Annotated in this window: 9 protein-coding genes, 1 tRNA gene and 1 pseudogene; 6 read left to right on the forward strand and 5 right to left on the reverse strand. The window is 60.1% G+C overall.

Translation table 11 applies throughout. The annotated features are described in order from the left end of the window. Positions 1-105 (forward strand): annotated as a pseudogene (locus tag AC0ZWN_RS28445) (IS110 family transposase); the annotation flags it as partial. Between the two features lie 72 nt (positions 106-177). Here the strand turns inward: AC0ZWN_RS28445 and AC0ZWN_RS28450 are convergent. After that, positions 178-3,648 (reverse strand): hybrid sensor histidine kinase/response regulator, encoded by a 3,471-nt coding sequence (locus tag AC0ZWN_RS28450; RefSeq protein WP_476337652.1) that lies wholly within the window; start codon positions 3,646-3,648, stop codon positions 178-180. A 222-nt stretch (positions 3,649-3,870) separates the two neighbouring features. Further along, positions 3,871-4,413, reverse strand: coding sequence for a TetR/AcrR family transcriptional regulator (locus tag AC0ZWN_RS28455; RefSeq protein WP_476337653.1), 543 nt, complete (start codon positions 4,411-4,413; stop codon positions 3,871-3,873). A gap of 91 nt (positions 4,414-4,504) precedes the next feature. Here AC0ZWN_RS28455 and AC0ZWN_RS28460 point away from each other — a divergent pair, with 91 nt between their 5' ends. From AC0ZWN_RS28460 to AC0ZWN_RS28475, 4 genes are all read left to right on the forward strand, one after another. Beyond that, positions 4,505-5,692: an MFS transporter gene (locus AC0ZWN_RS28460; RefSeq protein ID WP_257357786.1), complete on the forward strand. Its 1,188-nt coding sequence runs from the start codon at positions 4,505-4,507 to the stop codon at positions 5,690-5,692. 51 nt (positions 5,693-5,743) lie between these two features. Then, complete coding sequence (locus tag AC0ZWN_RS28465; protein WP_116256504.1) at positions 5,744-6,055, forward strand: cupin domain-containing protein; 312 nt, start codon at positions 5,744-5,746, stop codon at positions 6,053-6,055. Between the two features lie 105 nt (positions 6,056-6,160). Further along, entirely contained in the window at positions 6,161-7,312 is a 1,152-nt protein-coding gene (locus AC0ZWN_RS28470; RefSeq protein WP_476337660.1) for a TDT family transporter, read from the forward strand. 99 nt (positions 7,313-7,411) lie between these two features. Next, entirely contained in the window at positions 7,412-9,286 is a 1,875-nt protein-coding gene (locus AC0ZWN_RS28475) for an MFS transporter (protein WP_476337656.1), read from the forward strand. 114 nt (positions 9,287-9,400) lie between these two features. On the opposite strand, the gene sugE is transcribed toward AC0ZWN_RS28475, so the two are convergent. The 3 genes from sugE to rdgC all read right to left on the reverse strand — a co-directional run bounded on the left by sugE (position 9,401) and on the right by rdgC (position 11,868). Further along, the gene (gene sugE, locus AC0ZWN_RS28480) at positions 9,401-9,715 is read right to left on the reverse strand and encodes a quaternary ammonium compound efflux SMR transporter SugE (RefSeq protein ID WP_003223093.1); all 315 of its coding nucleotides are present in this window, start codon (positions 9,713-9,715) and stop codon (positions 9,401-9,403) included. 119 nt (positions 9,716-9,834) lie between these two features. After that, the gene (locus tag AC0ZWN_RS28485) at positions 9,835-10,800 is read right to left on the reverse strand and encodes a bile acid:sodium symporter family protein (RefSeq protein ID WP_476337658.1); all 966 of its coding nucleotides are present in this window, start codon (positions 10,798-10,800) and stop codon (positions 9,835-9,837) included. A gap of 147 nt (positions 10,801-10,947) precedes the next feature. Then, positions 10,948-11,868: a recombination-associated protein RdgC gene (rdgC, locus tag AC0ZWN_RS28490; protein WP_064390914.1), complete on the reverse strand. Its 921-nt coding sequence runs from the start codon at positions 11,866-11,868 to the stop codon at positions 10,948-10,950. Between the two features lie 159 nt (positions 11,869-12,027). Here rdgC and AC0ZWN_RS28495 point away from each other — a divergent pair. Beyond that, positions 12,028-12,103, forward strand: a tRNA-Val gene (locus AC0ZWN_RS28495). Positions 12,104-12,145: the final 42 nt, after the last annotated feature.

The following is a 12,145-nucleotide window of genomic DNA, read 5'->3' on the forward strand; positions in this document are numbered from 1 at the left end:
GCCGTCATGCGCAAATACCTGACCGGCTTGTGGGCCTGTATGCGAGCCGGCGAAGATTTCGATACGGCCAAGCTTTTTAGCGCAAAAGATCTCGCAAAAGCTTGACCGTGAACAGAGTATCTACAGGATGTACGCCATACCAATGCAGGAGCTGCCGGAGGCTGCGATCTTTTACTTCTATAGCGGTAAATAACGACTCAACAACGCCCGCAACGCCGCCGGCTTCACCGGTTTGGCCAGATAATCCAGCCCCGCCGCATGCACCTGGGCGACCATCTCCGGTCGCCCGTCAGCGCTGATCACCACCCCCGGCACCGGCTCACCCAGGCTCGTGCGCAACCACGCCATCAGCTCAGTGCCGGTATCGCCGTGGTCAAGGTGATAGTCGACCAACGCCAGTTGCGGCCGCACGCCGTCATTTAACAGTGCTGCACATTCTTCGCGATTGCGCGCTGTCCACACCTGACATCCCCAGCGACTGAGCAGGCTGTTCATGCCGATCAGAATGCTGTCTTCATTGTCGATGCACAGCACCCGCGCGCCGCTTGGCAACTTGCCATTCATTTCGGCTGCAGCGCTTGCCGGTTGGGCCTGCGAGCGGGCAAGCGGCACGCTGACGCTGAACACACTGCCGCGACCCGGCCACGAGCGCACCCGCAAGGTGTGACCGAGTACCCGGCACAAACCATCGGCGATTGCCAAACCCAGGCCGAGGCCTTTTTCAGCGCGGGTCTGATGGCTGTCGAGGCGTTTGAACTCTTCGAAAATCACTTGCTGTTTATCTTCCGGAATCCCTGGCCCGCGATCCCACACCTCCAGACACAATTCGCCGCCGCGCCGCCGCACGCCCAGCAGCACCGGGCCTTTGGCGTAGCGGAAAGCGTTAGTCAGGAAGTTCTGCAAAATGCGCCGCAGCAATTTGATGTCGCTGTCGATGCGCAGATGGCTGCCGCGCACCCGGAACGTCAAACCCTGTTCCTGCGCCAGTGCCTTGAATTCCGCGCCGAGCGTGTCAAACAGTTCATTGACCGCAAACGCCTTGCGGTCCGGGTTGATCTTGCCGTTTTCCAGGCGGGAAATATCCAGCAGATCGCTGATCAAGTCCTCAGCCGAACGCAGTGAGCTGTCGAGGTGCTGCACCAGTTTCTGCGCCTCGCTGCTCAAGCCGTCGTCCTGATGGGAGAGGGCGGCGGAGAACAGCCGAGCGGCGTTCAGCGGTTGCATCAAGTCATGGCTGACCGCCGCGAGAAAGCGGGTTTTCGACTGATTGGCGGCTTCGGCGGTGCCTTTGGCTTCAGTCAGCGCGACATTGAGTTGCGACAGCTCCTGGGTGCGTTCGCTGACCCGTTGTTCCAGCCCTTCATTGGCTTCGGTGAGTGCCTGCTCGGCTTCGCGGAACGCGGTGATGTCGGTGAAACTCATGACGAAACCGCCCCCCGGCATCGGGTTGCCGATCAGCTCGATCACCCGGCCGTTGGGGAACAGCCGTTCAGAGGTGTGCGCGCGGCCCTGACGCATCCAGTGCAAACGGCGGGCAACGTGGACTTCCGCTTCGCCGGGGCCGCACAGGCCGCGCTCGGCGTTGTAGCGAATGATGTCGGCAATCGGCCGGCCGACGCTGATCAGACCATCCGGATAATTGAACAACTCCAGATAGCGCCGGTTCCAGGCCACCAGTTTCAGTGACTGGTCGACCACGCTGATGCCTTGGGTGATGTTCTCGATCGCACCCTGCAGCAAGGCACGGTTGAACTGCAGCACCTCGGAGGCTTCGTCGGCGATGCGCACGACGTCCTCCAACTGCATTTCCCGACCTTCGATGGCGGCTTTTACTACAGCACGAGTCGAAGAAGCGCCGAGTACACCGGCCAGCAACCGCTCGGTATGGGCGATCCACTCGCCGTCGGCATTCTGGTTGGGGTTGAAGCCTTTGCCCTGGCGATAGGCGAAGCGAATGAAGCTCTGGCGCGCACGTTCCTCACCGACAAAACGCGCGGCCAATTGCAGCAAGTCGTCGATTTGCACCGCCAGCATCGAGCGTGCGCTCGGCCGCGCACTGATCTCCTGACCGATGAAGCGTCCGGCCTGCCAGTGTTCCGATACGCGGGTACGCGACAGCACCGAAACCCAGGCGAACAGGGTGAAGTTGCCGGCCAGCGACAGCACTACGCCTTGGGTCAGCGGGCTAATCGGCAGGTTCAGCGGATTGCTGTGCAACCATGCCAGCCCTGGAAAACTGCTTAACGACCAGCCGAGGCTGTGCGCGGCGATCGGCAGGATCAAGGTGTAGAACCACAGGAAAGTACCGGCGGCCAAACCGGCGAAAACGCCGCGCCGGTTGGCCTGTTTCCAGTACAGCGCGCCGAGCATGGCGGGCGCCAGTTGAGTCACGGCGGCGAACGCGATCTGGCCGATGGTCGCCAGGCTTGCCGTCGAGCCGAGCAAGCGATAGCTGACGTAGGCCAGCAACAGAATCACGACGATGCTGACGCGGCGTACCGAGAGCATCCATTGGCGGAACACTTCGAACGGGCGCTCGGCGTTATTGCGCCGCAGCAGCCATGGCAACAGCATGTCGTTGGAGACCATGGTCGACAACGCCACACTGGCGACAATCACCATGCCGGTCGCCGCCGACGCGCCACCGATAAACGCCAGCATCGCCAGCGCCGGATGGGCCTGCGCCAGTGGCAGGCTGATCACGAAGGAGTCGGGCAGCACATCGCGTGGCAACAGCATCTGACCAGCGAGCGCGATCGGCACGACAAACAGTGCGGCCAAAGCCAGATAGGCCGGAAACACCCATTTGGCCAGGCGCAGATCCTGCGGGTCGATGTTCTCCACCACGGTGACGTGGAACTGCCGGGGCAGGCAGATGATCGCCATCATCGCCACGCCGGTCTGCACCACCATCGACGGCCAGTTGATGGTTTCTTTCCAGTATTCCTCGAGACGCGGGGCGAGCATGGCCTGTTTGAACAGGTCATCGAAACCGTCATACAGGCCATAAGTGACGAAAGCGCCGACGGCGAGAAAGGCGAACAGTTTGACCAGCGATTCGAAAGCAATCGCCAGCACCATGCCACGGTGGTGTTCGGTGGCATCGAGGTTGCGCGTGCCGAAGACGATGGTGAACAGCGCCAGCACCAGCGACACGATCAGCGCGGTGTCCTGGGCGCGAGTGCCCATGGCGTCGGCACCGGCGCCGATCAGCAGGTTCACGCCGAGGACGATGCCTTTGAGTTGCAGGGCGATGTAGGGCAGGACGCCGACCAGACAGATCAGCGCGACGACCACCGCCAGCGATTGCGATTTGCCGTAGCGCGCGGCGATAAAGTCAGCGATGGAGGTGATGTTCTCCTGTTTGCTGATCATCACCATTTTCTGCAGGACCCACGGCGCGCCGACCAGCAGCAGAATCGGCCCGAGGTAAATCGGCAGGAATGACCACAATTGCTCGGCGGCTTGACCGACAGCGCCGAAGAACGTCCAGCTGGTGCAATAAACTGCCAGCGACAGGCTGTACACCCAGGCACGCACGCGCGGCGGCAACGGCGCGCTGCGGCGGTCGCCGTAGAAGGCGATGGCGAACATGATGGCCATATAGGCCAGGGCGACGGCGGCGATCAGCCCGGTGGACAGCGACATGCAACACTCCCGACAAAAGACTCCCCGGCACTCCTGCCCGGGCGGACAGTCTCGCATGCGCGGGGCGGTTAGTCAGTGTCGACCAAGGTCGTGGCGTGGTGGGGTGTCGCAGGCGGGGAACCCCTCGGTTTCTGGGGTGATCGGGTGGGCCCCTTCGCGAGCAGGCTCGCTCCCATATTTGCGATGCATTCCACTGTGGGAGCGAGCCTGGTCGCGAAGGCGTCAGTCCTGACGCAGCGCAATATCGATCAGCCGATGCAGTTCATCCACCTCCAGCGCCGCCGCCGAAAACAGAATCCGGAACACCACCGGCGCAACCACCAGGTTGATCAACCGATCAACACTCGGCGCCATTTCATCCGGATGCCGCTCAACGATCGTCTGCAATTGCGCACTAATGATCGTCACGCAATACCCCGGCGTAGCACTGGCCTGCACGTCGCGCATCATGTTGCGCCCAGGCTCCGAACTCATCTCGTCGAGATATTGCTCGGCCCACGCACGGATATCGCTGCGCAGGCTGCCGGTCTGCGCCGGCTCGCTGTCGGGGCGCATGCGGGCGAGGGCGACGTCGGCCAACAATGCCGACAGGTCACCCCAACGCCGGTAAATCGTCGACGGCGTCACCCCGGCGCGTGCGGCGATTTGTGGGACGGTCACGCTCGAGCGCTCCTGTTCTTGCAGGAGCGCTCGGACTGCCGAATGAATTGCATCTTGCACCCGGGCACTGCGGCCGCCGGGGCGTAAACCTTCTTTAATAGCCATGCGGCAGACCTTAACACAAAGAATTTGCTTTAAGCGCAAGGCAGTAGCACACTCCGCAAAAGCAAAAAATTAGCTTTTGCGGAGTGTGCCCATGACCAGCCTTGCTTCCAATCGATCCAGCCTGTGGTTTCTGGCGATTACTTTACTGAGTTTTCTCGCCGCCTCCACGGCGCCAACGCCGCTGTATCACCTGTATCAGGATCAGCTGCACTTCTCGGCAACCATGTTGACGCTGATCTTCGGCGTCTATGCGCTCAGTCTGTTGGCGGCTCTATTAACAGTCGGTTCGCTATCCGACCACTTGGGACGCAAACCGGTGATCTTCGCCGCCGTGTTGCTCAACGCGTTGGCGATGCTGCTGTTTATTTACGCTGACAGCGTGGCGTGGCTGATCAGCGCGCGTGTTCTGCAAGGGTTTGCCACCGGCATGGCCACCGCTGTTTTAAGCGCAACGCTGCTCGACACGGATCGTCAGCAGGGGCCGTTGATCAACAGTGTCGCGCCGTTGCTCGGCATGGCCTTGGGCGGCATGGGTTGCGGTTTACTGGCGGAGTTTGCGCCGGCACCGTTGCAACTGACCTACTGGCTGCTGCTCGCGCTGTTTGTGTTGCAGGGCCTTTATGTCTGGCGCTTACCGGAAAGCGTCACTCCGCAAGCCGGGGCGTGGGCCTCGTTGCGGCCGACACTGCACGTGCCGATTCAAGCGCGAGCCACTTTGTGGCGAGTGTTGCCGCTGAACACGGCAACCTGGGCGCTCGGCGGCTTTTATGCATCGCTGGCACCGTCATTGGTGCGCACCGCCACTGGCTCGGACTCGAATCTGATCGGCGGTGCCACCGTTGCGGCCCTGACGGTGACTGGTGCGCTGATGATTTTCACGATGCGCAATCGTCCTGCCGTCCGGGCCTTGCAGTTGGGCGCGAGCCTGCTGCCGATCGGTCTGGTATTGATTCTGCTGGGCGTGCACAGCGCCAGCCTGTCGCTGTTTTTCCTCGGCACGCTGGTGGCCGGTTGCGGCTTTGGCTCGGGATTCCTCGGCGCCGTGCGCAGCCTGGTGCCGCTGGCCTTGCCCCATGAGCGGGCAGGATTGATGGCGGCCTATTACGTGCTCAGTTATCTGGCCTTCTGCCTGCCGGCGTTGCTCGCCGGGCACTTGTCGCGTAGCTACGGTTTGCTGGCAACCACCGATGGTTACGGGGTGGTGTTGATCGTGTTGGCCATTGGCGCGCTGCTGCTCAGCCTGCGCCCAGCCGCAGCCAAAGTGTGCCGCGCTCCATAACCCCCTCGATTTCGGTTAGCCTTGCCCAGCCTTCTTCTCACGGATCGACTCATGAAGATTATTCGCAGTAAGACCTTCACCGCCGAGCGCGCCTGGGGCGCTCTGGACATTGCCAACATGAACGGCATCACCACGCGCCTGCACTGGACGGATCAGCCGTACAAATGGCACATCAACGACGGCGAGGAAGTGTTTGTGGTGCTGGATGGTCAAGTGCTGATGCATTACCGCGATCTGGGCGAAGAAAAACAGGTGCAGCTTGATGTCGGTGACATCTTCTATGCGAGTGTCGGCACCGAGCATGTCGCCCATCCGCAAGGCGCAGCGCGGATTCTGGTGATCGAGAGCGAAGGCAGCGTCTGACTGCTTATAGGCAAAACAGATAACAGATAGAGAAATTACCCGTTATATAGATATTCGATTCGGTTCTACCATGGACTCAACCTCACCAGAGGAGAGGACTCCATGATGACTTGCCCCAACAGCGCCAAACCCGGCATCAAACCGTTCCGCCAGCTTCAGCACCCGCGTGAAGTGATTCGCCAGTTCACCCCCAACTGGTTCGCCGCCACCATGGGCACGGGTGTGCTGGCGTTGGCGCTGGCGCAACTGCCATTGGCCATTCCAGGCCTGCACGCCATTGCTGAAGGTTTGTGGTTGTTCAACATTCTGTTATTCAGCCTGTTTACCGTTGCCTACGCCGCGCGCTGGATGCTGTTCTTCGACGAGGCCCGGCGGATTTTCGGCCACTCCACGGTATCGATGTTCTTCGGCACGATTCCCATGGGCCTGGCGACGATCATCAACGGCTTTCTGCTGTTTGGCCTGCCGCGCTGGGGTGACGGCGTGATTCACCTCGCCGAAGTGCTGTGGTGGATCGATGTGGCCATGTCGCTGGCTTGCGGCGTGTTGATCCCTTACATGATGTTTACCCGTCAGGAACACAGCATTGATCAGATGACCGCCGTCTGGTTGCTGCCGGTCGTGGCGGCAGAGGTGGCGGCGGCCAGCGGTGGTTTGCTCGCACCGCATCTCACCGATGGCCACTCACAACTGGTGATACTGACGACGAGCTACGTGCTCTGGGCCTTTTCCCTACCGGTAGCATTCAGCATTCTGACCATCCTGCTGCTGCGCATGGCCCTGCACAAACTGCCCCACGAAAATATGGCGGCGTCGAGCTGGCTGGCCCTCGGCCCGATCGGCACCGGTGCGCTGGGCATGTTGCTGTTGGGCGGTGATGCGCCGGCGATATTCGCGGCGAACGGTCTGCCCGGTATCGGTGAAATTGCCTCGGGTGTTGGGCTTATTGCCGGCATTACCCTGTGGGGCTTCGGGCTGTGGTGGATGCTGATGGCGCTGCTGATCACCGTGCGTTACTTGCGTGACGGCATCCCGTTCAACCTCGGCTGGTGGGGCTTCACCTTCCCGTTGGGCGTGTATTCGCTGGCAACCCTGAAACTGGCGAGCACCCTGAACCTGACGTTTTTCAGCGTCGTCGGCACGCTGTTGGTGATGTTGCTGGCGCTGATGTGGCTGATCGTCGGCAAACGTACCGTGCAAGGCGCCTGGCGGGGCGAGCTGTTTGTCTCGCCGTGCATCGCAGGTTTGAAGAAATAACCGGAAAAGTTTAGGTAAGGTGTGGCCTGGATCGCTGTTCGAGAATCCAATAAGCAGTACCCAGGCCTCTCTACCTTAAACATCAGGGAAACACGGAAGATGAGTCACCCCTCACAGTTCAACCTGCTGCGCACCCGGCGCTTCTTGCCGTTCTTCATCACGCAGTCGCTCGGCGCGTTCAACGACAACGTGTTCAAACAGTCGCTGATCCTCGCCATTCTCTATCGGCTGACCATCGAGGGTGACCGTTCGATCTGGGTCAACCTGTGTGCTTTGCTGTTTATCCTGCCGTTTTTCCTGTTCTCGGCACTGGCCGGGCAGTTCGGGGAAAAATTCGCCAAGGACGCGCTGATCCGTCTGATCAAGCTCGCGGAAATCGCGATCATGGCCGTAGGATCGATCGGTTTTCTCTTCGATCACTTGTCGCTGATGCTGGTGGCGCTGTTCGCCATGGGGACCCATTCGGCGCTGTTCGGGCCGGTGAAGTATTCGATCCTGCCGCAGGCCTTGCGCGAGGATGAGCTGGTGGGCGGCAACGGCCTGGTGGAGATGGGCACGTTTCTGGCGATTCTCGCCGGGACGATTGGTGCCGGGGTCATCATGTCCTCTTCGCACTATGCACCGTTGGTGTCCTGCGCCATCGTCGGGATCGCCGTGCTGGGTTATCTGGCCAGTCGCAGCATTCCGCGCGCGGCGGCATCCTCCCCGGAGATGCGCCTGAACTGGAACATCTTCAGTCAATCCTGGGCCACGCTGAAGCTCGGTCTGGGCCAGACGCCAGCGGTGTCGCGCTCGATTGTCGGCAATTCGTGGTTCTGGTTTGTCGGGGCGATTTACCTGACGCAGATTCCCGCCTACGCCAAGGAATGGATGCACGGCGATGAGACCGTGGTCACCCTGATTCTTACCGTGTTCTCGGTCGGGATTGCGCTGGGTTCGATGCTTTGCGAGAAGCTGTCCGGGCGCAAGGTGGAGATCGGTCTGGTGCCGTTCGGTTCGTTCGGTCTGACCGTATTCGGTTTGCTGCTGTGGTGGCATTCCGGCGGGATTCCCGACAGCGTCAGCGGCCACAGCTGGATTGAGGTGCTGGGCTTCGTGCACACCTGGGCGGTGTTGGTCGACATCCTCGGTCTCGGCATTTTCGGTGGTTTCTACATCGTGCCGCTGTATGCCTTGATCCAGTCGCGCACCGCCGAGAACGAGCGGGCAAGGGTGATTGCCGCCAACAACATTCTCAACGCATTGTTTATGGTGGTCTCGGCCATCGTCTCGATTGTGCTGTTGAGTGTGGCCAAGCTGTCGATCCCGCAGTTGTTCCTGGTGGTGTCGCTGCTGAATATTGGCGTCAACGCCTACATCTTCAAAATCGTCCCCGAGTTCAGCATGCGCTTCATGATCTGGCTGCTCAGCCATTCCATGTACCGCGTCGAACATCGCAACCTTGAGGCGATTCCGGATGAAGGCGCGGCACTGCTGGTGTGCAACCACGTATCGTTTGTCGATGCGTTGTTGATTGGTGGCGCGGTGCGTCGGCCGATTCGCTTTGTCATGTACTACAAGATCTACAACCTGCCGGTGCTGAACTTTATCTTCCGCACGGCAGGGGCGATTCCGATTGCCGGACGGAATGAAGACATCCAGATTTACGAAAAGGCCTTCACGCGAATTGCTCACTATTTGAAGGACGGTGAGCTGGTGTGCATCTTCCCGGAAGGCAAGCTGACGGCGGATGGCGAGATGAATGAGTTCCGGGGCGGTTTGACGCGGATTCTTGAAGAGACGCCGGTGCCGGTGATTCCGCTGGCGTTGCAAGGGCTGTGGGGGAGTTTCTTCAGCCGCGATCCGAACAAAGGGTTTTTTCACCGATTGTGGTCGCGGGTGACGCTGGTGGCAGGAGCGCCGGTGGGCGTTGATGCTGCTGAGCCGGCGACGTTGCAGGGGTTGGTCGGGGAGTTGCGCGGGGCAGTCAGATAGCCGGCGATTTTAAGGGCCTCTTCGCGAGCAGGCTCGCTCCCACATTCGATCGCGTTCCGTCAGAGGAATACGATCAACTGTGGGAGCGAGCCTGCTCGCGAAAGCGGTAGTGGCCTAAGCGCTGACCTTGAGGCCAATCAGCCCGGTAATGATCAACGCCACACTCGCCAGGCGAATCAACGCCATCGACTCGCCAAACAGGATGATTCCGGCAATCACCGTGCCCACCGCACCGACGCCGGTCCAGATTGCATAGGCGGTGCCCAACGGCAATTCCTTCATCGCAAGGCCGAGCAGGCCAAGGCTGATGGCCATGGCCGCAACGGTCAGAACGGTGGGGAGCGGGCGGGTGAAACCGTCGGTGTATTTCAGGCCGACGGCCCAGCCGACTTCAAACAGGCCGGCGAAAAACAGAATGATCCAGGACATGAAAGACCTCCATCGATAGACGGGGTCGTCCCCAGATTAATAACTCGATCGAGCCGCAGGGTCGTCCCCGCGTTGCGTAATAGTGTGACGAGCATTAACCCGGGGATCAAGTTTTCGCCTCAGTCGGCCGCTTGCTGCGCCAGCGACTCGCGATCTTCCTTTTCACTCATGCGCCGGAAGTACGTCGACAGCAGTGCCCCGGAAATATTGTGCCAAACGCTGAACAGCGCACTCGGCACCGCCGCCAATGGCGAGAAATGTGCACTGGCCAGCGCGGCACCCAATCCCGAATTCTGCATGCCGACTTCCAGCGCCAGCGATTTGCGCTGGGCCAACGGCAACTTGAACAGGCGCCCGGTGAAATAACCCAGCAGATAACCGAAGCTGTTGTGCAGCATCACCACGGCCATGATCAACAGGCCGGATTCGGCGATTTTCGCCTGACTGGCGGCCACCACGGCAGTGACAATGATCACGATGCTGATCACCGATACCAGCGGCAACACGTCCACGGCATGACGAACCTTGTCACCGAGCATGCGTTGGGCAACCACGCCGAGAATGATCGGCAGCAGCACCACTTGCAGGATCGACCAGAACAGCTCCATGAACGACACCGGCAACCACGCCGAAGCCAGCAACCAGATCAGTGCCGGGGTCAGCAGCGGGGCGAGGAGGGTGGTCACGGCAGCAATGGCCACCGACAATGCCAGATCACCTCGGGCCAGCCAGGTCATCACGTTGGACGAGGTGCCGCTCGGGCAGCAACCGACCAGAATCACTCCGACAGCGATTTCCGGCGGCAGGTGAAATATCTGGCAGAGCAACCACGCCACACCGGGCATGATCACGAAATGTGCAACCACGCCCAGCGCTACGCGCCATGGATGGCGGGCGACAGCAGCGAAGTCGTCGAGTTTGAGGGTCAGGCCCATGCCGAACATCACCAGCCCGAGCAGCGGCACGATCGCGCTTTTCAGGCCGAGGAACCACGCCGGTTGCAGGAACGCAATCACCGCGAAAAGCAGAACCCAGTAAGCGAAGGTATTGCCGACAAAGCGGCTGAGTGCAGCCAGTGCGCGCATGGCTTGTTCCTTATTATTAAATGAACACCACAAAAACAATTGTGGGAGCGAGCCTGCTCGCGAAAGCGACGTGCCAGACACATTAATGTCAACTGTCACTCCGCATTCGCGAGCAGGCTCGCTCCCACAGTTTGAAACTCGTCAGGATCAGATCCCCTGCGGAGTCTCTTCCCCACCCAACGCTTCAACCAGCGCTGGCAGGAAATCACCGAAGGTCAGCATCATCAGCGTGAAGCTGGCATCCAGCTGACCCAGCGCCTCGTCACCACCGTCCTGCTCCGCCTGATCCTGCAACAGATCTTCGAACTTCAGACGTTTGACCGTCATCTTGTCGTCGAGCATGAACGACAGTTTGTCCTGCCAGGCCAGCGACAACTGAGTGACGACTTTGCCAGTGCTCAGGTGCAGCTGGATTTCTTCGCTGGTCAGGTCCTGACGCTTGCAACGCACGATACCGCCGTCTTCGTGGGTGTCGCGCAGTTCGCACTCGTCCAGTACATAGAAGTCATCAGCGGCTTTTTGCGTGGTGACCCAGTCAGTCATGACCGCAGTCGGTGCCATTTTCACGGTCAACGGACGGACGGGCAGGGTGCCGATCACTTCACGCAGGGTCGACAGCAGGTCTTCGGCACGTTTCGGGCTGGCCGAGTTGACCAGGATCAGACCCTGTTTGGGTGCGATAGCGGCAAAGGTCGACGAGCGACGAATAAAGGCGCGCGGCAGGAACGCCTGGATGATTTCATCCTTGATCTGATCGCGTTCCTTCTTATAGACCTTACGCATCTGTTCGGCTTCGATCTCTTCGACCTTTTCCTTGACCGCGTCACGCACGACGCTGCCCGGCAGAATGCGTTCTTCTTTACGCGCGGAAATCAGCAGGAAGTCACCGCTGACGTGCACCAGTGGAGCATCTTCGCCTTTGCCGAACGGCGCGACGAAACCGTAGGTGGTCAACTCCTGGCTTGCACATGGACGCGCCAGTTTGGTGGCCAGTGCAGTTTCCAGCGCCTCGGCATCGACAGGCAGGTCTTGGGTCAGGCGATAGATAAGCAGGTTTTTGAACCACATGGGGTGAGTCTCTCCTTTATACAAAGGGGGGCATTATTGTCTTCGCCGTCCCATAGGCCAACCCTTCTCTAAGCCTTTGGAAGGCCTGAGAAAATTATTTAAAAAAGTGCTTGCCAGAGGTTGGGTCGCTCCGTAGAATGCGCGCCACACCGAAGCGAAGGGTGATTAGCTCAGCTGGGAGAGCGTCTGCCTTACAAGCAGAATGTCGGCGGTTCGATCCCGTCATCACCCACCATTCGTTTCAAGTGTTTAGCGCAGCGGTAGTTCAGTCGGTTAG

Source organism: Pseudomonas sp. 3B-A001-10F, from assembly GCF_056313565.1.